Here is a 21,203-nt window from a genome sequence, read left to right as displayed (position 1 = left end):
AACAGAAAAGGAATCGACATGTTGAACGCGAACAACGCAATGGCCCTTTCCCGTGGAGCATTACCGATGAGTGATGTCACGCCCGTCGTATTCGTTGTCGACGACGATATTTCCGTGCGCGAGTCGCTGGAACTGATGATCCGCTTCGCTGGATGGCAGCCACGGCTTTTCGAGTCCGCGCAGGACTTTCTCGACGCGCCCCGGGCGCTGGTGCCCAGTTGCCTGGTGCTCGACATCAACCTGCCTGACCTGAGCGGTCTGGACCTGCAGACCGTCCTGGCCGATGAGCGCTACAACATGCCGATCATTTTCATCACCGGGTACGGAGACATTCCGCGCACGGTGCGGGCCTTGAAAGCCGGTGCGGTGGAGTTTCTGACCAAGCCGTTCAATGACGATGTGATCCTCACCGCCATGGCCGATGCGCTGCAAAGCAGTCGTGTGGCGCTGGAGGGAGAAAAGCACCTGCGCTCACTGCTCGAGGCCTACAAGACTCTGACGCCGCGCGAGCAGGAGATCATGGCTTCGGTGGTCAGTGGGCGGCTGAACAAACTGATTGCAGCTGACCTCAACATCAGCGAAATCACCGTCAAGGCCCATCGCGGCAAGGTGATGCGCAAGATGAAGGCCCGCTCGCTGGCGGACCTGGTGAAAATGGCCGCCCTGATTACACCGGCGTGACGGGCAAACTCTGCCAGAAGCTTTCCAGCCGAAGCAGATCGAGGCTGTCGAAGCCTTCCGAAGCCTGCTCGCGGCAGGCACCGAGCAACGTCCGGGCCTGATCCGGCTGACCCTGTTCAAGCCAGAACCGGGCCAGATCCATCGATGACCGCAACTCCCAAGCCCAGGCGCCCTGTTCGCGGCTCAGCGCAATGGATTGCTCAAGAACGGCCAGCATGGCCTGAACATCATCGGCCTGGACGACCTTGAGAATACCGGCCTTGATTCGCAGCAACTCCGGCAGTGCAAAGGCATCACCGCTTCGCCGGCAGTGATCGATGGTGCCGTCGACCAGAGTCAGTGCCTTTGGGTGTTCGCCCTCCAGAATCAGGCCTTCGGCCAGTGCGATTTCGAATGAGGTCGTGAGCAGTTCGTAACGCATGCCACGCAACCGCGCCAGACTTTCTTCCAGCATGGCAACCGCTTCGCCGGGTTCCTCGGCGCGGATGGCGATCGCCGCGCGCAACCCTTGGCAGGCGGCAATGTAGGGACCGAGTGCGTTGGTTTCGGCGACAGCGCTGAACCGCTCAAGGCTGGCAGCTGCCTTCGCCAGATCACCGGTCCAGATATAAATGCACAAGATCCAGACCATGGCGATGCAGTAGGTGACCGGATGCTGCAGCGCCGACGCTTCGGCTTCTATCAGTTCGGCCCAGTGCCGGGCCTGATCGGCAAAACCCTGCAACCACAGCGAACGGGCCAGTGCCAGCCCGGTGCGATTGCGGTGATCGAAGCCGTAATAAATCGTGTTGCTGGGATGGGACGGCAAGCTGTTGCGCAGCGAGCGTTCCAGCTCCTGGCGCGCCAGACGCTGATCGCCCAGCAGATGGTGGGAGATGCCCGTCAGCGATGAAGCAATCGCGATGGCGGCGGGCTCGTTGAGGATGTTGCCGACCACGGCTGCCTGCTCCGCCCAGGCCAGGGACGAAGGGAAATCACCGATGCGCTCGTAGAAGATCTGCAAGCGGCCCAGCAACCTCAATTGCGAGCCGTAGTCGTTCAGCGCGACGGCGATGTCCTGCGCCCGGAGCAAGGCCTTTTCGGCGGCTTCACTGTTGCCTCGGGTGAACATCAGCACCAGGCCGAGCGCGGCTTGCAGTTCCATTTCGGTGGGCGTGCCGTAGTAACCGAGCTCCAGCAGTTCCACCGCCCGGGAGCACCAGCTGCGGCACTCGACCAGCAAGGAAAAATGCAGGAACAACGGCGCACTCGCGGCCGCCAGCGGCAACGCCAGACCCGGATCGCCATGGGGCCCGAAGCTCCATTCCAGCGCACCGCGAACGTTGCCCAACTGGCTGGCCAGACGCGCCGAGTGACGGAAAATTGCGTCGGGGGAAGTCCCCAGATGGCTGAGCAGGTCCATGTAAAACGCCGCGTGCCGGAACGCCAGCGCATTGACCTCGGCCTCTCCCCGCACCGTCAATTTCTCCCGGGCGTAGGCGCGTGTCATTTCCAGCAATCGATACGAATCCGTCGAGTCGCTGTGATCGACCGTGACCAGTCCCTTGCACACCAGATCATCGAGGATCGCGGCCGCCGTGGTGCTTTCGTGTTGCGATTCGGCCGCCACCTGAGCGGCGGCTTCCTGGGAAAACGGCCCGACGAACACCGAAAACCGCTCAAGCGCCAGGCGCTCTTGCGGCGACAGCAGGTCATAACTCCAGTCGAGCATGGCGCGCAGGGTTTGATGGCGTGGCACGGCCGTTCTGCGCCCTGACCAGCCTAGCGAGAAGCGCTCGCCGAGCAGCGCGTGGGTGGCCTTCAATCCGTGGCTGGCGACCCGCATCGCCGCCAGTTCGATCGGCAGCGCCATGCCTTCCAGCCGTTGGCAAATGTCCGCAATCATCTGCCCACCGCCCGCTTCCAGCAGCAGCGCGGCATTGCTCGACGAGGCGCGTTCGACAAACAGCTTGATGGCCGGGAATGCCAGCAATTCCTCAACGCAGAGGCGTTGCCGCTCGCGGGGAAATTCCAGCGGATTGAGCCAGTGCACGTATTCGCCACGCACCCGTAGCGGTTCGCGACTGGTGGCCAGAACCCCGACATCCGGCGCGGTGTCGCTGATCTGCTCCAGCAGGGTCGACACCGCGTCGATCAGGTGTTCGCAGTTGTCGATCACCAGCATCAACCGCTGCTCCCGCAAATGCGAGAGCAGGACAAACGTCGGGTCTTCCGCCTGCACCGGGATTTCCAGCGATCTGGCCAGTGCCGACGGTACCAAAGCGCAGTCTTCGACTTGCGCCAGATCGACGAAGCTGACGCGCTCAAAGCCTTGGGCCGCAATGCGATGCGCCACTTCGATGGCCAGGCTGGTCTTGCCGACGCCACCGGGGCCGACGATGGTGAACAGCTTCGGTTGCTGCATATGGTCGATGACCAGTTGCAGGTCAGCCTCACGGCCGATCAGTTTGGCCCGGGGCGGCAGACTGCAGACGCCCTCGGCAGCTCTAAGCGCAACGGACGCCGGTTGAATAGCGGTGGTTTTTTTCTCCAGCGGTGCGACGAAGGCATACCCCACGCCCACCTGGGTCGCGATGTAACGGGCCTGCTCCTCACCGTCCCCGAGAATCCGCCGCAGGCCGGTCATATGAAAGCGCAGGCTGCCTTCGGCCACCACGCTGTCGGGCCACACCTTGTCGATCAGGTCGTACTTGGACAGCACCCGCCCCGGTTGCTCGAGCAAGGCGATCAACAGATCCAGCGCCCGCCCGCCGATCTCCACCGGAACGCCGTTTCTGGTCAGTAATCTTTTTCCTGGAACGACGCTGAACGGACCGAAAACGAATTGGGTCGTGAGGGATTCGTGCAAGGCGTCTGGATAGGACTCCACGAAGATCGATCTCTCCTGGGAACGAAGGTGACGGCGCCGCTTGCAGACAGCAGGCGCAGGCCCTTGCATCATAGGAGTTTTGCACGATCGTTCAAGCATGGCGCAGACATTTGTTCCCGTGTAGCGCCGGGATGTCGCTCCTTGATTTCACCCGTTTCCAGCCATGAGGATCTCACTTCGCAGCGGTTTATTGAACGCCGTCAGTTCGCCGGGCAACGTCAAGAATCTCCTCAAGAAAATCAATGAACACATTGATTCGGCTCGAACCCCGGTGATTGGGCAAATACAACACGTTGATGCAACTGCTCGCACTGCCGGGATTGACTTCATAACGTGCCAACAACCGTGTCAGCCGGCCAGCCGCAACATCGTCGCGCACCAGCCAGTCGGCCAGCAATGTCACCCCGCCGCCCGCCACTGCCGCTTCTCGCAGGATGTCGGCATTGTTGCTTTGCAGGCGACCGTGCACATTGAGCTGGATGGTTTCCTCATCACCCTGGAACGTCCAGTTCTGGTGAGAACCCGCGTAATCGAAGCGCAGGCAGGCGTGCTCGAGCAAGTCACGGGGATGACACGGCACCGAGTGACGACTCAGGTAATCCGGACTGGCCACCACCCAGCGTTCAAAAGCGCCGACCCGCTTGCTGACGATGTCTTCACTGACCACTGACGACCCTAGACGCACCGACACATCGATCTGTTCGCTCAGCAGGTCGCTGACCTGATCGCTCAACGCAATGCTTAACTCCAGTCCCGGATGTCGCTCGAGCAACCGGCCCAGATGGGGCGCGATGATCCTTCGACCAAACTCCACCGGAACGCTGATGCGCAAGCGCCCTTGCGCCTCGCTTCCACGGTCCGCGACGATCGCGTCTGCCTCGTCGATGGCATCAAGAATGGCCACAGCCTTCTCGAAATAGTTTTGCCCGGCGACGGTCACGCTGGTGTTGCGTGTCGTGCGGTTGAGAAGGCTGGCACCCAGCTCGTGTTCCAGCCCCGCCACCTGGCGAGTCACCGATGAAGTCGAAATACCGAGCTTGCGCGCCGCAGATGAGTAACCGCCGCACCGCACGGTTTCAACAAACATCTTCAATGCCAGTAACTTGTCCATAAGCGCGACCCGGTCAAAAAGGAACGGGGCTGATTGTGCATCACCAAACGCCAGGCGTCTTGTATGACCGTGCCCCATCGCCCCCCGCGACTCGAGCGCCTCAGGCATTTGCCTTGTGCCCCAGGAACATCGCCAGAGCCAGCGCCGGCAGCAATGCCACGCTGACGGCAGACAGCTGCCAGCCGAAATGCTCGTAGAGAGGGCTCGCCACCAGCGATCCCAACGCCCCGCCCACGAAAATGCTGGTCATGTACACCGCATTGAGGCGCGCACGGCTGTGCGGATCGATGGCGTACACCTCACGCTGGCCCAGCACCATGTTCAGTTGCACGGCGAAGTCCAGCAGCACCGCACAGACGACCAGCCAGATGTAACCGCTGCCGGGCAATGCAGCAATCAGCAAGGAGACCGGCGCCAGCAGCAGTGCAACGAGTGTCCCGCGCCGGGTATGCCCGGCATCGGCCAGGCGTCCGGCAATTGGCGCTGCGACTGCACCGACGGCGCCGACCAAAGCAAAAATCGCAACCTGCACCTGGCTGAAACCGTGGTGACGCATCAGCTCGATGGGCGCAAGGGTCCAGAACAAACTGAAACTGGCAAACAACAATCCCTGATACAAGGAACGCTGGCGCAGAACCGGATAACGACGAGCCAGCGCAAACACCGAGCCGATCAACGCCACGTAAGTCGCCTGATGTGACGGAACACGTCGCGGCAGCACAATCGCAGTGATAAGGGCGATGAAGGCCATCAGTGCCGCCGCGCTGAAAAACACCCCGCGCCAGCCAAATACGTCCACCAACAGGCTCGACAGCGGACGCGACAGCAGAATGCCCAGCAACAGGCCACTCATGATGTTACCCACCACGCGGCCACGGGTTGCTTCAGGCGCCAGATGCGCGGCCAGTGGCACCAGAATCTGCACCGCTACCGAAGTCAGACCGATCAGCAACGACAGAACGAGGAACATCGATGGCGAATGCGTGAGGCCGGCACCCATCAGGGTCGCGCTCGCCGCGAGAGTGAATCCCACCACCAGACGTCGGTTTTCCATGAGATCGGCCAGCGGCACCAGCAACAGCAGTCCCAACGCATAACCCAACTGCGTGAGCGAAACAATCAGGCTGGCATTGGCGCTGGACAGACCGATCTGCGGCGCGATCAGTTCGACAATGGGTTGCGCGTAATAGAGATTGGCCACGACCGCGCCGCAGCAAAACGCAAGGAAGGCGACCATCAGGCCGGAGAGAGAAGCGGATTGTTCGGACTTGGCTGCAGCGGCCGGGTTACCCGTGAGCATGGTGACACCTCATCTGATTTGCGAAAGTGATGGCAAGGCTAAGGACTCCGGTCGCCCCCGAGAATCCATCCTTCGGGCAATTGAGTGATGCGTCATCCGCAACGAACGGCACGTTGCTGTTGACGCAATACTCTGTTGCGTGCTCCGGCAATACCCGAACGCCGACATCCTCTCTACCCTTGAGTACTTGGCACAGGGCTCCCCATCGGCGCCCCTTCCCGGTCGCCCAAGGAGCTCTTCATGGTCTCGAATCCGTCATTGATGCCCGCCCCGCGTCTCTCGCAGGTCACGTCCTCATGAAAGGTCAGTTCTTGAGATCCAAGCCTCTGTGGATCAGCGCAGCAATCGTCGCTTCACTCGGTGCAATCGGGGCCGTCGTACTGATGTGGCGCCCGGCGATCGAGCCCGTCGAACGTCCGCGAACATTCAGTTCCGAGCAACTGCAGCGCGGTGCGCGAGTGGTCGAGGCCGGTGACTGTGCGGTGTGCCATACACGTCCCGGCGGCCAACACCTGGCGGGGGGACTGCCCCTGGTGACGCCGTTCGGCACGCTCTACAGCACCAACATCACACCCGATCCGCAGACCGGCATCGGGCAATGGTCGCTGCCGGCGTTCGAGCGGGCGATGCGTGAAGGAATCTCCCGCGACGGCCACTTCCTGTACCCGGCCTTTCCGTACGTTCACTACCGGCGCATGACCGCAGAGGACATCGCCGATGCCTATGCCTATTTGATGAGCGGCCCGGCCGTGAACTCGCCGCCGCGGGAAAACCGCATGAATTTCCCGATGAACATCCGCCCGCTGGTGTCGTTCTGGAATCTGCTGTTCTTGCATGCAAAACCACTGACGCCAATGGCGCAGCAATCTGATACATGGAATCGCGGGCGCTACCTCGTCGAAGGGCCCGGGCACTGCGCAGGCTGTCATTCTCCGTTGAACCTGATCGGTGCCGAGAAGTCCGGCGAAAGCCTGTCGGGCGGTGTCGTGGATGGCTGGGGAGCACCGTCGCTGCTCGGCATGGCTCACCGTGCAAACGCGTGGAGCAACGATCAGTTGGTGAGCTATCTGCGGGCAGAAGTGGTGGACGGACACGGCACGGCGGCCGGCCCGATGCGCCCGGTCAGCCTCGGTCTGGCCGCCTTGCCGGTCGGTGATGCACAGGCGATCGCCGAGTATCTGCTGAGCCTGCCGGCAAACAAAGCGATCACCGAAACGCAAGATGCAACGGCGAACGCAGGCCTCTCCGATCAGTCCACGGGCGCCCTGCTGTTCGCCAGCGCCTGCGCCGGCTGCCATGCCAACGCGGCACCTATGCGCGAAATCGACGGGCGCCCGTCACTGGATCGCACGTCAGCGCTGCAAGCGTTACACCCGCGCAACTTCCTGAAAACCGTGCTTGAAGGCATCCCGGCAACGCCGGGCTTGCCCGGACCGGTGATGCCGCCGTTTGCCGCCAGCCTCGACAACGATCAACTCGCAGCCCTGGCGACATACCTGCGTCGACAAGCCAGACCCGACCAGCCCTGGACAGACCTTTCTGCCACTCTCGAAGCGCTACGTCAGGAGACGAAATGACCCACCTCACACTCAACGTCAACGGCTCCGCCCAGACTCTGGAGCTGGAACCTGACATGCCGCTGCTCTACGCGCTGCGCAATCATCTGGGATTGAACGGCGCCAAGTACGGGTGCGGTCTGGGGCAATGCGGCGCTTGCACCGTCATCGTCGATGACCAGCCCGTTTTTTCCTGCCTGACACCCTGCGCGGGCCTTGATGGCAAAAAAGTCAGAACGGTCGAAAGCCTTGGCACCGCCGAACATCCCGGCCCTTTGCAACAAGCCTTTATCGATAAACAGGCGGCTCAGTGCGGTTACTGCATTGCCGGCATGTTGATGCGCGCGCAGGCATTGCTGGAAAGCAACCCACACCCGGACGAAGAGACCATTCGCGAGCACATGGCAGGCAACCTGTGTCGCTGCGGCACTCACTTGCGGATTATCGAAGCGATCAGCCTGGTGGCCGGGCAAAACGGGAGCGCACCATGACAGGGGTCAAAGAGGTCGATCACGGTCGCCGCGCATTCTTGCGTGGAGGCGCCTTGCTGGTAGCGTTTACCCTGCTGCCCGCAACGCGGCGTGCCTGGGCGGACACAGAAGTCGATACGCTTGGCACCGTGGTGCTGGCGCCTGACCTCCCCGGCAGCCTGCGTACCAACCCCTGGCTTGATGCCTGGATCCGCGTCGGCCCTGAAGGCATCACCGTCTACACCGGCAAGGTTGAACTGGGCACCGGCGTCAAAACAGCCTTGCTGCAAATTGCCGCTGAACGTCTGGAGGTGTCCCCGACAGCGATCAACCTGCTGACCGCCGACACCGCACTGACGCCAAACGAGGGCTATACCGCCGGAAGCCACAGCATTTTCGACAGCGGAACCGCGCTGTTCAATGCGGCGGCACAGGTGCGAGAGCTGCTGTTGGCGTCGGCCGGGCGAAGCTGGGAAATAGCACCTGCCCGGCTGACGACCCGGGAAGGCATCATTCATGGCCCCACCGGACAAAGCATGTCCTACGCCGATGCCGTCAGAAACGTCGATCTGCACCTCTACGCCAAAGCCGAATCGCCGAGCGTGTCCGCGAGGTCATTCAAGGTGATCGGCCATTCGCTGCAACGGCTGGATATTCCGGCCAAAGTCAGCGGCGGCGCCGCGTTTGTTCAGGACATACGTCTGCCGGGCATGCTGCACGCCCGGGTCATTCGCCCGCCTCGGCCAGGCTGCACACTGGAAACCTTCGACGCGCAATCGATCGAAACGCTACCCGGTGTGGTGCAGGTGATTCGCGACGGCAACTATCTGGCCGTGGTGGCGCGTGACGAGTGGCAAGCCATCAAAGCCATGCGCAGCGGCTACGAATCGGCGCGCTGGACTGGCGGACAGGCGATACCCGAGGCGCAAGACATCCATGGGTTGCTGGAGACCCTCCCCTCACGCCGCTACCCCATCAGCCAGGAGGGCACGCCGCGGGGCACGACCGACCACAGCTATCGCGCACGCGTGACCAAGCAGTATCTGATGCACGGCTCCATCGGCCCGTCATGCGCCGTGGCCTGGTTCAAGGACGGCACCCTCACCGTCTGGACCCACACTCAGGGCGTGTATCCCCTGCGTGCCGGGATCGCCGAAATGGTGCGATTACCCCCAGAGCGCGTTCGTTGTATCCATACCGAAGGCTCCGGCTGCTACGGCCACAACGGCGCAGACGATGCGGCGGCCGACGCAGCGTTGATTGCGATGCAACTGCCGGGCACGCCGGTGCGAGTGCAATGGATGCGCGAACAGGAGAACCTCTGGGAGCCCTACAGTTCAGCGATGGTCACCGAAGTGCAAGCCAACCTCGATGCACACGCAAGACTGCAGGACTGGAATTATGAACTGTGGACAACACCGCACAACGAACGCATCGTCAATGCCGGACGATTGCTACCGGCGCGACTTCTGGCTCGCCCCTTCGTGTCCGCGCCGTCGGTGCCGATCGCACAACCTGAAGGCGACGGGGATCGCAATGCGGTGCCGCTGTACACATTGGCCTCCAAGCGCATCAACATGAATTTCGTCACCGAGATGCCGTTTCGCACCTCGGCCATGCGCTCGCTCGGCGCGCACATCAACATCTTCGCGATTGAAGCGTGCCTGGACGAGTTGGCTGCCAGTGCCGGGGTTGATCCGGTTGCCTTGCGCCTTGCGCACCTGACGGATCCCCGGGCACGGGCCGTGGTGGAGCAGGTTCGCGACGCTGTCGACTGGCCGCAAAAAAGCAGCGAGCCTGGCGCGGGCCTAGGCTTCGCATTCGCTCGCTACAAAAACATCATGGGCTATTGCGCCATCGCCGTGCGTCTTCGGGTGCATCCGCAGACCGGCGAAGTGCAGATCGATCATGTCGTCACGGCAGTGGACGTGGGACAGATCGTCAATCCCGACGGGCTGCGCAATCAGGTCGAAGGCGGGATTGTCCAGTCCACCAGTTGGACGCTGTATGAAAAAGTCGCCTATGACGCCGGCGGCATACGCAGCTACGACTGGAGTGGCTACCCGATCCTGCGCTTTACGCAGGTACCGAAAAAGGTCGACGTTCATCTGCTCGACCAACCCGGACAGCCGTTTCTGGGGGCTGCCGAAATCGTCCAGGGCCCCATGGCCGCGGCCATCGGCAATGCCGTGGCGAACGCCACCGGCCGGCGCTGGTTGAACCTTCCTCTGACTCGCTCGGAACAACCGTCCTGAACGTCGCAGCGTTGCATTCCACGCAACGCAGCGTAGCGACACGCATGGATTATCAAGCGCAGAGCATCCGCTTAACGTAAGGCCATCCGGTGCCAGACCCAGCGTCCGACACCCTCTGCCGACGCTTTACAAAGACTGGAGAACACTCATGACGCAGCACCTGTTCCGCCCTATCGCCCTGGGCCCCTACACACTCCCTCATCGGGTGGCGATGGCGCCGCTGACCCGCTCACGCGCCGGACAACCCGGCGACATCCCGACGGCCATGAACGCCGAATACTACCGCCAACGCGCAAGTGCCGCGTTGATCATCACCGAAGCAACGCAGATTTCCCGCCAGGGCCAGGGCTATGCCTGGACGCCTGGAATCTATAGCGATGAACAGGTGCAGGCCTGGCGCGAAGTCAGCCGCCAGATACATGAGGCTGGCGGGTTGATCTTCATGCAGCTTTGGCACGTGGGTCGCGTATCGCACCCCAGCTTTCAACCGGACAACGCATTGCCGGTGGCCCCGAGTGCATTGCCCGTACCGGGCAAGACCTTCATCGTCGATGCGGATGGCAACGGTATCTGGGGAGATGTGCCGGTGCCGCGCGCACTGCAGACGTCGGAAATTGCAGACATCATCAGCGACTACCGCCGAGCCGCGCGCAATGCGCTGAACGCCGGGATGGATGGCGTGGAAATTCACGCGGGCAATGGTTATCTGCTCGATCAATTCATCAACAGCAACAGTAACCAGCGCGAAGATTCGTACGGTGGCAACCTGGAAAATCGTGCACGCCTGTTGCTGGAAGTGGTCGCCGCCGTGGTCGACGAAATCGGTGAAGAGCGCGTGAGCGTTCGTCTGACGCCGATGGGGCGCTTCATGGGCATGGGCGATGAGACGCCTGAAGCGACGTTCGGCTATATCGTACGTTCGTTGAATCGCTGGAAACTGGCCTACCTGCATCTGGTCGAGCCCGCCGTCGTAGGCACCGTCAAGGATGAAAACTACGATCCGCGTTGGGACGCCATCATCAGTCAGCTGCGTGCGGCCTGGCACGGCGTGCTGATGATCGCCGGAGGCTACGACCCCGAGACGGCGGAACAGGCCCTGATTGATGGCCGCGCGGACATCATCGCGTTCGGCCGACCGTTTCTGGCCAACCCCGATCTGCCAAGGCGAATTCGCGACGGGTTGTCGCTCAATACCCCAGACCCGAGCACGTTCTTCGGTGGCGACCAGCGTGGCTATGTGGATTACCCGGTTCACTCCTGATTATCCATGACAACCTGTGCGCCCATTGGGATCCCTGTCTGCCTGGCAGGAGCGGCGCGCCAACGGGAAAAGGGGACGGATTTATTTTCAGAAAATAAATCCGTCCCCTTTTTTGAAATATCCCATATCTGATTTATTTATCGCCGAGTGGTCCGACGCTTCGGAAGCCCTGGGGCGATGAAACTTTTGGGCAGTTGAGCAACGTTCAAGCCGATCCTGAGATAAAAGAGAAAAGTGAACCAAAGGGGGCGTCTAGCTTTGAGTGGTGTTGACCCTTTTCATTGATATCTGGCTCGGTTGTCTGCAAGCGCCTTAAGTCGTTCAAAGATAAAATCAATGTCTAGAATCGAGTAACGCTTTTGCACCGTCCAAACCCCAGAGGTGACCTCTTGCTTAACCTCGATATAGTCGAGACCGAGTACTTTGGCAGCATTCCCAGCATTCGTCGGGTGCAGGGAACACCCGGTTACTGCCTCGAAACGTTCGACAATTTCAGTAGCGCTAAGGGTTTCTTCATGCGATTTGATTGAGCGAAATGCAGGAGTTTTCTGTGTCATGGCCCCAATCCTTATAATTCGGCCCTGACGGGCCATGAGCGCTATACCAATAATGAAAGCTAAAAAATCGGGACAGATTTGAATGGCACTTACTTGGCAGCTAACCACTTGAGCTGAAGGCAAAAAATGAAGAAGGGCGGGTTTTGGTCCCCATTTTTGTGTCCCATTTTGGGTCGTTGCTGCATAGGGTCGATGACCCGTTGCAGGTCAGCCTCACGGCCGATCAGTTTGGCCCGGGGCGGCGCCGGTTACAGACCACCGGCGCAGGCCCTTTGCATCATAGAAGTTTTGCACGGTCGTTCAAGCACGGCACGGGCAGAGTGCGAACCTCACCCCTTTATTTCCCCCTTGCGAATGGCAATCTTGATGGCCTGAGCGGTAGTGGCCACGCCAAGATGCCGACGAGCCGAACGCAGGTGATTTTCCACCGTGCGCCCGGACAAACCGAGCGTGGCGGCGATGTCCGACTGACGTCGACCGGCAGCGACCCACGCCAGCACTTCGCGCTCACGGTTCGACAGTTTGCCGGTCGTCTCCTCCAGCGGTGCTTCGAGCAATCGCCGGGCGGAGTAAAACGCCACCGAGGCGAGCATGCCGAGCGCCAGACGAATCCGCGCAGAGGCATCGATCTGTTCGCCCCCCAGGCTCATGGCACCTTCAAGCCCTTGCGGGCCGAAGACCGGAATCTGCAATCCGTGCACACCAGGGCCACTCGGCACGCGAACCATCCGATAAAGTTCGCCGTTCTCCTCCTGCACTTTGCTCCAGAAGAAGGATTCGCGGGCGTCCAACAGATGGCGTGTCACGGGGCAGCGTTGAACGTAGGTCTCGGCGTCGACGCCAATACCGTCGCCAAACCAGTCGCCTTCCACCCAGTAAATGCGCTCGACCACGTCCTCCGACGCCGAGGTGGCGGAGAACAGGACGAATCGATCGTAACCATACGCCCCGGCGAAACCGCGGACGACCTTCTGGATCGTCGCCAGCGTGGGCGCCGCCTCGATGTCGAGGGCGGCGCGCAAGAGTGCCTCGGCAGGTGCGGGACTCACCCCGGCGTGACCTCTTTCAGAAGCGCGGCCGCCGCCAGCTTGCCCAGTGCGTTACCCGCCAGCGGACTGTCACCGGTCAGCAGTTTGCGATCCTGAAGCGTGGCCCCGGAAATGTCCTGGTTAGTGATTTCCACACCGAGCGCCTGCAACTGCTCGCCGAACTTCCAGGTCAGGTGGCCGGGCATGTAACCGATGTCGGGGGTCGTCGCATCCAGGGCATCAGGAAAGGCGCAAATCCGGTAACCGTTGAAGATGCACGAGTCTTTTGTTTCACCGAGGCCGGCCGCCAGCAACGCCGCCGGGCCGTGGCACAGAGTAATGACGAATTTGTCCTTGGCGACGGCCCATTGCAGGATCTTTTTCACGTCCTCGCTTTCCGGCAGGCCGATCAGCGCGCCGTGCCCGCCGGGAATGAACGCACCGATATAATCCGAGTCCTCGCCCAGCGCTTCCTCGATCACTTGGGACAGCTTGAGTGGACGCTTGAACTTGTCGCGGTATTGCTCGTAGAAGCCCTTCACTTCGGCGTCTTCGGAGGGCATGGCCCAGAATTCGAACTTGACCGGATTGCCCGACAGCGTCGCGACATCGAAGCCGAAACCGGCCTTGTCGAGGTGATACATCGGCAGCAGCGTTTCAACCGGGTGATTGCCCGTGGAGAACATCGTGCCGTTGTCGGTCAGCAGATAGCGCTCGTCCGCGCCGATCATCAGAATCTTCCAGCGCCCGCCCTTGTAACGGTTCGGGTACTCGGCATCACTGAGATCGGATTTGGGCGAAGTGAACTGGCTGAGGGAATACGGCGAGGGGAAAAACGCATTGTCCTCGGCCGGATCGGGGGTTGGGCGCTTGTCATCAGTCCGCGTGGTAGCCATGCTGCTCTCCATCGAGTGGGTCAATGTCGGAGTTCATGCTAGTAAGGCGTCAGCGTTACAACAATGAGGGTTTTCCCTCAAAAGATCATGCACTGAACCTGCGGCCCCTCAATGTGATCGATAAGTGGCAGAATCCCCCGTTACCTCTAACATGGCGACTCATTCCCCCTTAGATTTATTTTTGCCAGCCATGACAATGCCGACAAACAAGAAAAGAATAATGATCGGCGGAAAAGCCACGCACAGAGCAATTGCGCCAAGTAATAACACTCCCCCAATTACCACACCTATCATCTCCCCCAAAAGAGGAAGCAACATCTTAAAAACAACGATAGCCAAAACAATTGCAGCAATCACGACAATAACCATATGCAACCCCACACAACGCAACGCGTTTTAAATCACACTGATGCAAAGGTCCGCTTCAAGCGACCTGCTCCGTTTTATGTCAAAGGTCATTTATTGTAACGACCCTGACAAACCAACAACCCTGAGAGCAGGATCACTTAAAAATATATCTACCCTGCCTCACTCGGATAGATCGGCACTTTAGAAACGCAAACCCCAGCGGTACAAAAGATCGCTACATTTACTACATAGAAAAAGTATGGGGCTTGGTATGAATACACTCATGATGATTTCTTTTTGAGCACCAGCTTACCGCTTTCATATGAAATCTCTTCATAGTCCTTAAACAAGGCAATTATGAGTGCTAATCCAATCGACGCAGCTGCAATAATGGCGGCGATTTCAAGCCCGGTCAGCGCGGCGACCGGGGCTGCGGCGAAAAATGAGAGGCCTCCGGTCAATGGCGTGGCAACAAGCGCTGCTCCCAAAGCGGCGAGAGTGATCGAACTAGCAAAAGCAATCTTCTTTCCACGCTTGACCTTGTCGGCGAGTTCCCCCTGAACAACAATCTGCTCCACACCCGACTTTCTAGCTGTAGCCAGTTCGTCCTTTGTTCTAACAGTCACGACGTTCATATACATCCTTATGCAGCCGATATAGATCCTGGGCATCGCATGAAGCTCCAGGGCTCGGCAGATGATGGCATCTTGCCTGCAAAGCGGCAATGCAGCTGAGCAATCGGCTATTCAAGCAGGCATGATTGAGCGCACACGTGCATCGCCAAGACGGGTGGCACACAGATCACATTTCAGCTATCGGCAATAGGCGGTCGACAGGGTAGCGGCCCACTAGCCGGACTTGTATTCGTGGCGTGAACCGCTCTTGGAAATCTGCGCCGCCTTCCCCATCAGCAATCCGATGCCGCCGCTACTGAAGCAAGCCCTTCAGCTATTGGAAGAACACGGCTGTGTCCGGACACGTCGCGATGGCATGCGCTACATGACCCTGCATCCGGAACCTGAAAACAGCGATATTGCCACGACAACCTTCTATGTCCCGGATCCTGCCCTTACTGCGCTATGGACCCGAAGTGACGATCCCGAAATGAATCACCGACTAACGATATGCTTGAGAACCGGTGGTGACGGTTTGTGGGTCGGACTGTGGCGAGACGACAACGGACAGCAACGAATTGTCCATCCAGGTTCCGGGTCAGGATCAGACATGCTCTGTGTCTTAACCGACAACGTGCAGGACCTATTGCGCCTGCTGGCTATCGGGTACGACGAACTCTGCTGGCCAGAGCAGTTCCAGCTGGCGCCTGAAGAAGTGCGTGAAAAAGAATACGGCGATGACGATTACCCGCCACCGCCGCTTCTGTTACGGGCCCATGTAGAGCGAACGCTTGGGTTGAGCATTCCGGTGAGAGCATCGGAGCTTGTTCGCGATACTGAAAGTATGGATGCGCAGGAATCGGGCGATCCGTTTTGGAATTGGCTGAAGCGGGTTGGTGGGGAGTAATCGTTTTTGTTCGGGCGTCAGCTTTCCGCCAAAAGCTGCCGTTTATGTTCATGAGCGCGTTGCGTTGAATCAGAATTCTGAACGATCGATCAGTGAGCCGTTTACTCACGAAAATTAACGGTTTGCAGCCCTGAGTCATAGAGCCGAAAGTACGCCCTGATACAGCACCGGACCAGTCGGCTGTCCTGTTGGCGATCCACCCTCGGGTTCAAGACTGATGGCCAACGTGATGGACTCACCAATAAGCGCTTTCTGCGCACTGCCCAACTTGATCTCCCCGTCTCCGCCTGGGGGTATCACCCCTAGCGAAACAGGCTTTCCATCTGAAGGAATAACCCACATTTCCAAGCTACGATTTTTTTCTATCTTCGCCAAAGCCAGGGGTTTGATTTTTAGATAATTCTCGTGCGCTTCAATGCTCATCCACGACTGTGCGTCGGCACTACGCAACGTTGCACTGTAGCGAACTTCGTCACGGTTATAGATAACGCTCAGTGTTACTGCTGCAACCAGTGAACATGTTGCAATCGTCACCCGGAGCCAGCTCCAGAATGGTCGCTTCACAGGCAACTGCATTGTTTGCGGATCTATACGCGCCGTAACTCCGCGCCATACACGATCCGGTACAGGTGATTCAGGCAGAGACTGGGTAAGGCTCGCAAGGCTTTCCCGCCATTGCGAAAGTTCTGCGCGAAGTTCCGAGTCCTCCAGTAAAAGCTGCTCAAAGCGCCGGCGTGCAGCTGGTGGCATTAACCCAATGGCATAATCTGCGGCAAGTGCGCGACGAAGACTTGGAGTTTGGTAGTTCATGACTCGAGGCACCTGCGCAACCGCTCCATGCCTCGGCGGATCCAAGACTTTACTGACCCGAGCGGTGCCGACAGGTGCTCGGCCAGCTCTGAACAGGAAAGCCCTTCAAAATAAGCAATGGTGATTGATTGACGTTGCATCCCTTCGAGCTCATCTAGGCACCGATTCAATGAAGTGGTCTCACGGGAGCTGTTCAATTGTTCATGTGCCGAGGGGCTGTCGTCTACCAGCATCTGCGCGTCGAGATCACTCAGCGGACGTTCGCGACGCTTTCGCAATTGGTCGATGGCCTGATTTCGCGTGATATTGATCATCCAGGTCATCGGCGCCGACAGTTGCGATTGGTAGCGTGAAGCATTGTTCCAGATACGCACAAAACTTTCCTGTAGCACCTCCTCAGCCAGATCTGGGCGTCCCATGAACCGCAGCGCCACGCCATGCAGACGCGGACTCACGCTACGATACAGCGCTTCAAAAGCGCGTCGGTCACCCAGGGAACACTGGGCTAGAAGGTGTTTGAGTTGGTCAGTGTCGGCGATGGGAATAGCCTTTCTCCAAACGATTGGGTCGTGAGGTCCTACAAGTCGATTGCAGCCAGAGGTTAGCCCACGGCGCGCGGTTGTTCCATTCACGGGTGGGCTCCTCGGAAGACTCGCCGGTCATGCTGAAATCGACCGGCGACGCCGGTCAACTTTTCGGCATCAGGACTTTGTCGATGACCTGTATCACACCGTTCGACTGGTATACGTCATAAGTACTGATGTCGGCGACGTCGCCCTTCTCATCTTTGATGGTGATGTTGTGCGGACCATTCATCATTGCCCACAGTTTTCCGCCCGAGACGGTGGTCAGTTCGGTCTTGCCACCTCCGGCCTTGATCTTTTCGGCAAGGGTGGCCATGTCCAGTTTGCCGCTCACGACGTGGTAAGTAAGGATCTTGGTGAGGGTTGCCTTGTTTTCTGGCTTGAGCAACATATCGACCGTTCCTGCGGGCAAAGCAGTAAAGGCTGAATTGACCGGTGCAAACACAGTAAAGGGCCCTTTTCCCTTGAGGGTGTCGACAAGACCGGCAGCTTTCACAGCGGCGACCAGGGTGGTGTGATCGGCCGAGTTCACTGCGTTGTCGACGATGTCCTTGTTCGGCAACATGCTTTGACCGCCGACCATGACGCTGTCGTGACTCATCGATGCAGCATGCGCAGCGTTGAACACTAATCCGCTACCTGCCGCCAAGGTCAGAAGGCCCGCAATCAATTGCGTTTTGATCGAAATGCGTTTCATCGTGATGATCCTTTGTGAGGAAAATCGGCCAGGAGATTCTGTCCGTGCTTGATATACGCGGCGGCGTTCGGATTGGATGCAGTAGCACTCTTTTTTTCGCAGAAATTGCGAGTGAGCGATCCAGTGACCACCACTCGTTAGGCAAGGTGGCTATAACCCCGGCTGACTAAATCTGGAAATAAATCAGTCCCCTTTTTGTTGTCCTTTTTGTTGCTTTATCGCGTGCTTGGGGTAGGCCTTGCCGGGCATGAATCGACCAAGCCCTGTCAGAGTGGGCCGACGTCCTCGAAGTAATGCTCTGACACAACACATCAACGTTTTCAGACGACGAGAGTGGACGGAGGGAAGTGCTTGGGTGAGCGCGCTGTGTAAGAATCGGATGGCCTGCATGGGATCGGGATCTTGTCTTTGTGTGGTGCAATACAAGCTGCCGACCCATGCAGGTCTCTTCAATTCCCAACTTCTTGATTTGTTGTAAGAAAAAGCGGGGATTTCTCAGGGACCGATATATTTTTCAGAAAATAAATCAGTCCATTTCACCATCCTCATTTCAGCCACAACTTGGCAAGTGCAGTGAGCCTATCAGGTCTAAATATTAATACTACTAGCTTGGTTTCAGCATATAAACAATCTCCGGACTCGTTGATTTATTTTTTTCTTTTAGATCACTTAAATTTCCAGTCTGCATATAGTCAGCCCAAATTTCATCATAGAACTTTTTCGCTTGCGATTTTTCATCTTGCCAATCACTGAATGTGGCCAAGCCTGCATCGCCATCAACAAATACAGCGATTACACTATTTTGATCCCCATGGTCTCGTGCGACAAAAGCACCTGAGAAATCTAATTTTCTTTTAGCTGACAGATTGAAGCAAACGTTAATTGCGCCCTCCAGTTTTACGGATGGATAGCACCAACCATCAAAGCCTCTCTGATGAACTTCTTTGGCGATTATATTGCTAATCATATAAATCTCATCTTTTCGAAAGCTGTTATTTATAAAATCAAGAATTTCCTTTGCCTTGTCGGCATGGACTCCAAAATAGTCTGGCATGGCTTTTTCTTGCCAGCCTACGTCAATTAGTTCAATGTCATCAGTGGATTTATAGAATATGAGAAGATAAGGGTCGTCCTCTACTATCCCAACCTCAAGCTTTGGTGCTTTGATTTGCCCCTCTGTTGCATACAAAAATTGCTCCCCTGGGGCATTAAGTCTTCCAGCTTTTACAAATCTCGCGGGTGCCTCCCACATATCGCCGATTAAGAAGTTCTTCTCTGCAGGCTCATCCCTTAAGTTTCGAGCTCTGATAAAATTTGCATTTTTTGGATAGCTCCTTCGCGATATTGGGATTCTTGGCGTTCGTGCGAATCCTGTTTTTCCTATCGCCAAATCCAGTATAAACTCGAGTGTCTTGCCATCACTCCAAGACGCAGAGTGCTTGTAAAAAAAATCTATGCGCTTACGTATTTCATCAATAGTGATGCCGCTGAAAACCTCATCATACATTTGCGCGAGTCCCATACTTCCTCCTTGAGCGGCTTGCTTGATCAATTGTTTCAGTCGTTTACCTTTCACACCATAATCGATAGCCGGACCGAAAAATGGGACTAATTCACTTCTCAGAAAGTGAATCAGCCCATTTCTTTTTATAACTATCAACAGCATATCACTAAAATTTAAATCTTTTGTTGAATTCAATTCCGAAATAATTAGACCATGTAGGGTAAACCTTGGCATAAAATGCTTAGTGGGATTACCGAGTTAGGTATACTGATTAGTTCGCGCTTGTGTTTTGATATTATTTTTTGAAGATTTTTAGCTTCTGAACTATCCTTCACTAAAACAGCTATAGGCGATTCCGGAAGATCAAAACTACCTTTGCACCGCCATTCTCTTTCATGGATCCAGTTGATCCCTTTGCCATCCACATTCTCTAAGCGGACAACGCGCCATTTTTCGTCTTCGTCAATTCCGAGTTGCTCCATCTCGGCGTTCGAAAGATATATTACTGGCCGGCATCCTTTTTTATAAGCGGTTTTTTTGGTGACAAGAATTCCATAAGGCTCGTACCTAGGTTTCGCAGGATCCGTGTTTGCCTCATTTAGAACGTACTTCAATGAACTTAGAGGTACATCCATAAAGCAAGTCGCAGGATTGCTGCCTTTAATAAACCCTTTCTTGGTTGTACTACCTTCAATTCGCCCTTCTAAAAGGATGGATACTAGATTCTCAAAGGCTGAACTCCCATTTTCGCTAGACCTCCGAGTGAGGTGCACTAAATATGGTGAGAGATCGGGGCGTTCAAAGAAAGGGAGATCGTTGCTCATTAAGGTTTCTTATATTGAGAAAAATGGGAACAGAAAAAATTGGACGGATATACCTTTTTCGAAAAAATTTATCCACCCCTACTTTCTGATGCTTCGATTTGAGCACTAACGCCACTTAGGCGGGAAAGCTCGGCCAGCACTATCAGTACCAATATTTGTTTTTATATGTTCTAGCATTGAGATGGCCTGTGAAGCGTGCGCAGAAAGGTTACCGGTATTTTCGTGGAGGATTTTCCAGAACTCCATAGCCACTTGTTCATCTTCTATAGGAGGTAGTGATTTTGCTACTTCTCTAGCGAATATCTCGTCACATAGTGCCTGGACACGCTTAAGTCTAAGCCAATGATGGGAGAGCATTTGAAGAATTTCTGAATCCGAAATATTTGTACAAAGTACAGGTGAAACCACATCCCATGCAGTGAGTCGCAAGTCAGGACTATGCATAGCTTTTCCTTTTTCTGCCGCCGACCGAATAGTATCAAGAACTCCGATATTGTAACGACACGCCGCAACCAATACTTCTATGGCTCCCCTCACTTGTCGATGTTGGTCTACTGTCTGCAATCTTCTTTGTCGTCGAAGAACAAGCTCGTTTAAAGCTAAAGCGATAGGAACACCGAGTACAATACCGACGAGTGTGGCAGCCAAGTTTGGCCAGAAGGCCTCTAAAAATTGGGACATATCTGCAACCTAACTGTAGTAGACGACACATCTGACGTAATGATTTAGCTAATTATGTCTGGTTACGTTCCTTGCCCATGTGTAACTCCTTATTTTTTGATTTTCGCGCGAAAAATGCGACCTTCGGCAGAGAGATACAACATGAGTCAGTTACACTAATGGCGAAATCGCTGCGTGTCCATGGTCTCCTTACGGCCGAAACAGCCTTCCATAAAACCCACCAATCAGCAGCAATTCATTTCCCTAACAC

The 21,203-nt window shown here is 57.0% G+C and carries 20 protein-coding genes; 6 read left to right on the top strand and 14 right to left on the bottom strand.

Going from position 1 to position 21,203, the window contains the following annotated elements; translation table 11 throughout:
* The first annotated feature begins 66 nt into the window (after positions 1–66).
* Positions 67–681: a response regulator gene (locus tag J5M72_RS24995; protein ID WP_207867537.1), complete on the top strand. Its 615-nt coding sequence runs from the start codon at positions 67–69 to the stop codon at positions 679–681.
* On the opposite strand, the gene J5M72_RS24990 is transcribed toward J5M72_RS24995, so the two are convergent.
* The 3 genes from J5M72_RS24990 to J5M72_RS24980 form a co-directional block, all read right to left on the bottom strand.
* The gene (locus J5M72_RS24990; protein WP_207867535.1) at positions 668–3,550 is read right to left on the bottom strand and encodes a winged helix-turn-helix domain-containing protein; all 2,883 of its coding nucleotides are present in this window, start codon (positions 3,548–3,550) and stop codon (positions 668–670) included. The genes J5M72_RS24995 and J5M72_RS24990 overlap by 14 nt on opposite strands.
* A 187-nt stretch (positions 3,551–3,737) precedes the next feature.
* Positions 3,738–4,661, bottom strand: a complete 924-nt coding sequence (locus J5M72_RS24985; protein ID WP_207867532.1) for a LysR family transcriptional regulator — start codon at positions 4,659–4,661, stop codon at positions 3,738–3,740.
* A 100-nt stretch (positions 4,662–4,761) separates the two neighbouring features.
* Positions 4,762–5,961: an MFS transporter gene (locus tag J5M72_RS24980; protein WP_207867530.1), complete on the bottom strand. Its 1,200-nt coding sequence runs from the start codon at positions 5,959–5,961 to the stop codon at positions 4,762–4,764.
* A gap of 296 nt (positions 5,962–6,257) precedes the next feature.
* On the opposite strand from J5M72_RS24980, the gene J5M72_RS24975 reads away from it, so the two are divergent.
* The 4 genes from J5M72_RS24975 to J5M72_RS24960 all read left to right on the top strand — a co-directional run bounded on the left by J5M72_RS24975 (position 6,258) and on the right by J5M72_RS24960 (position 11,503).
* Positions 6,258–7,538 carry a c-type cytochrome gene (locus J5M72_RS24975; RefSeq protein ID WP_207867528.1) on the top strand — a complete coding sequence of 427 codons (1,281 nt, stop codon included), beginning with the start codon at positions 6,258–6,260 and terminating at the stop codon, positions 7,536–7,538.
* A complete protein-coding gene (locus tag J5M72_RS24970) occupies positions 7,535–8,008 on the top strand; it encodes a (2Fe-2S)-binding protein (protein WP_169429958.1) in 474 nt (157 codons plus the stop codon). Before J5M72_RS24975 ends, J5M72_RS24970 begins: the two co-directional genes overlap by 4 nt.
* Positions 8,005–10,242 carry a molybdopterin cofactor-binding domain-containing protein gene (locus tag J5M72_RS24965; RefSeq protein ID WP_207867526.1) on the top strand — a complete coding sequence of 746 codons (2,238 nt, stop codon included), beginning with the start codon at positions 8,005–8,007 and terminating at the stop codon, positions 10,240–10,242. Before J5M72_RS24970 ends, J5M72_RS24965 begins: the two co-directional genes overlap by 4 nt.
* Before the next feature lie 148 nt (positions 10,243–10,390).
* A complete protein-coding gene (locus tag J5M72_RS24960; protein ID WP_207867524.1) occupies positions 10,391–11,503 on the top strand; it encodes an alkene reductase in 1,113 nt (370 codons plus the stop codon).
* Between the two features lie 278 nt (positions 11,504–11,781).
* On the opposite strand, the gene J5M72_RS24955 is transcribed toward J5M72_RS24960, so the two are convergent.
* The 5 genes from J5M72_RS24955 to J5M72_RS24935 all read right to left on the bottom strand — a co-directional run bounded on the left by J5M72_RS24955 (position 11,782) and on the right by J5M72_RS24935 (position 14,967).
* On the bottom strand, positions 11,782–12,060 hold the full coding sequence (locus J5M72_RS24955) for a hypothetical protein (protein WP_169429955.1): 279 nt from the start codon (positions 12,058–12,060) through the stop codon (positions 11,782–11,784).
* 329 nt (positions 12,061–12,389) lie between these two features.
* The gene (locus J5M72_RS24950) at positions 12,390–13,109 is read right to left on the bottom strand and encodes a PA1136 family autoinducer-binding transcriptional regulator (protein ID WP_169429954.1); all 720 of its coding nucleotides are present in this window, start codon (positions 13,107–13,109) and stop codon (positions 12,390–12,392) included.
* Complete coding sequence (hchA, locus tag J5M72_RS24945) at positions 13,106–13,984, bottom strand: glyoxalase III HchA (RefSeq protein ID WP_207867522.1); 879 nt, start codon at positions 13,982–13,984, stop codon at positions 13,106–13,108. Before hchA ends, J5M72_RS24950 begins: the two co-directional genes overlap by 4 nt.
* A gap of 159 nt (positions 13,985–14,143) precedes the next feature.
* Positions 14,144–14,353, bottom strand: coding sequence for a hypothetical protein (locus J5M72_RS24940; RefSeq protein WP_207867519.1), 210 nt, complete (start codon positions 14,351–14,353; stop codon positions 14,144–14,146).
* A 260-nt stretch (positions 14,354–14,613) separates the two neighbouring features.
* Positions 14,614–14,967, bottom strand: a complete 354-nt coding sequence (locus J5M72_RS24935; protein ID WP_169429951.1) for a hypothetical protein — start codon at positions 14,965–14,967, stop codon at positions 14,614–14,616.
* A 247-nt stretch (positions 14,968–15,214) separates the two neighbouring features.
* Between J5M72_RS24935 and J5M72_RS24930 the strand changes: the two genes are divergently transcribed.
* Positions 15,215–15,853 carry a hypothetical protein gene (locus tag J5M72_RS24930; protein ID WP_207867517.1) on the top strand — a complete coding sequence of 213 codons (639 nt, stop codon included), beginning with the start codon at positions 15,215–15,217 and terminating at the stop codon, positions 15,851–15,853.
* Positions 15,854–15,988: 135 nt separating this feature from the next.
* Here J5M72_RS24930 and J5M72_RS24925 read toward each other — a convergent pair whose 3' ends face one another.
* The 6 genes from J5M72_RS24925 to J5M72_RS24900 all read right to left on the bottom strand — a co-directional run bounded on the left by J5M72_RS24925 (position 15,989) and on the right by J5M72_RS24900 (position 20,953).
* Positions 15,989–16,663 (bottom strand): anti-sigma factor, encoded by a 675-nt coding sequence (locus J5M72_RS24925; protein ID WP_169429949.1) that lies wholly within the window; start codon positions 16,661–16,663, stop codon positions 15,989–15,991.
* The gene (locus J5M72_RS24920; RefSeq protein WP_249314436.1) at positions 16,660–17,226 is read right to left on the bottom strand and encodes a sigma-70 family RNA polymerase sigma factor; all 567 of its coding nucleotides are present in this window, start codon (positions 17,224–17,226) and stop codon (positions 16,660–16,662) included. The genes J5M72_RS24925 and J5M72_RS24920 overlap by 4 nt, the downstream gene beginning before the upstream one ends.
* Before the next feature lie 124 nt (positions 17,227–17,350).
* Positions 17,351–17,944, bottom strand: coding sequence for a fasciclin domain-containing protein (locus J5M72_RS24915; protein WP_169429947.1), 594 nt, complete (start codon positions 17,942–17,944; stop codon positions 17,351–17,353).
* Between the two features lie 604 nt (positions 17,945–18,548).
* Positions 18,549–19,682, bottom strand: a complete 1,134-nt coding sequence (locus J5M72_RS24910) for a hypothetical protein (RefSeq protein WP_207867514.1) — start codon at positions 19,680–19,682, stop codon at positions 18,549–18,551.
* On the bottom strand, positions 19,655–20,272 hold the full coding sequence (locus J5M72_RS24905) for a hypothetical protein (protein WP_207867512.1): 618 nt from the start codon (positions 20,270–20,272) through the stop codon (positions 19,655–19,657). Before J5M72_RS24905 ends, J5M72_RS24910 begins: the two co-directional genes overlap by 28 nt.
* A 105-nt stretch (positions 20,273–20,377) precedes the next feature.
* The gene (locus tag J5M72_RS24900; RefSeq protein WP_207867509.1) at positions 20,378–20,953 is read right to left on the bottom strand and encodes a hypothetical protein; all 576 of its coding nucleotides are present in this window, start codon (positions 20,951–20,953) and stop codon (positions 20,378–20,380) included.
* Positions 20,954–21,203 lie beyond the last annotated feature (250 nt).

Origin of the sequence: Pseudomonas sp. 58(2021) (assembly GCF_017491585.1) — a bacterium.
Classification (GTDB): Bacteria; Pseudomonadota; Gammaproteobacteria; order Pseudomonadales; family Pseudomonadaceae; genus Aquipseudomonas; species Aquipseudomonas fluorescens_BT.
This window is presented reverse-complemented; position numbering and strand designations above follow the sequence as displayed.

Coding starts and splice junctions, on each gene's coding strand:
- J5M72_RS24995 (WP_207867537.1), top strand. CDS start 67: ATGAGTGATGTCACGCCCGTCGTATTCGTTGTCGACGACGATATTTCC.
- J5M72_RS24985 (WP_207867532.1), bottom strand. CDS start 4,661: ATGGACAAGTTACTGGCATTGAAGATGTTTGTTGAAACCGTGCGGTGC.
- J5M72_RS24980 (WP_207867530.1), bottom strand. CDS start 5,961: ATGCTCACGGGTAACCCGGCCGCTGCAGCCAAGTCCGAACAATCCGCT.
- J5M72_RS24975 (WP_207867528.1), top strand. CDS start 6,258: ATGAAAGGTCAGTTCTTGAGATCCAAGCCTCTGTGGATCAGCGCAGCA.
- J5M72_RS24970 (WP_169429958.1), top strand. CDS start 7,535: ATGACCCACCTCACACTCAACGTCAACGGCTCCGCCCAGACTCTGGAG.
- J5M72_RS24965 (WP_207867526.1), top strand. CDS start 8,005: ATGACAGGGGTCAAAGAGGTCGATCACGGTCGCCGCGCATTCTTGCGT.
- J5M72_RS24960 (WP_207867524.1), top strand. CDS start 10,391: ATGACGCAGCACCTGTTCCGCCCTATCGCCCTGGGCCCCTACACACTC.
- J5M72_RS24955 (WP_169429955.1), bottom strand. CDS start 12,060: ATGACACAGAAAACTCCTGCATTTCGCTCAATCAAATCGCATGAAGAA.
- hchA (WP_207867522.1), bottom strand. CDS start 13,984: ATGGCTACCACGCGGACTGATGACAAGCGCCCAACCCCCGATCCGGCC.
- J5M72_RS24940 (WP_207867519.1), bottom strand. CDS start 14,353: ATGGTTATTGTCGTGATTGCTGCAATTGTTTTGGCTATCGTTGTTTTT.
- J5M72_RS24935 (WP_169429951.1), bottom strand. CDS start 14,967: ATGAACGTCGTGACTGTTAGAACAAAGGACGAACTGGCTACAGCTAGA.
- J5M72_RS24925 (WP_169429949.1), bottom strand. CDS start 16,663: ATGAACTACCAAACTCCAAGTCTTCGTCGCGCACTTGCCGCAGATTAT.
- J5M72_RS24915 (WP_169429947.1), bottom strand. CDS start 17,944: ATGAAACGCATTTCGATCAAAACGCAATTGATTGCGGGCCTTCTGACC.
- J5M72_RS24910 (WP_207867514.1), bottom strand. CDS start 19,682: ATGCCAAGGTTTACCCTACATGGTCTAATTATTTCGGAATTGAATTCA.
- J5M72_RS24905 (WP_207867512.1), bottom strand. CDS start 20,272: ATGAGCAACGATCTCCCTTTCTTTGAACGCCCCGATCTCTCACCATAT.
- J5M72_RS24900 (WP_207867509.1), bottom strand. CDS start 20,953: ATGTCCCAATTTTTAGAGGCCTTCTGGCCAAACTTGGCTGCCACACTC.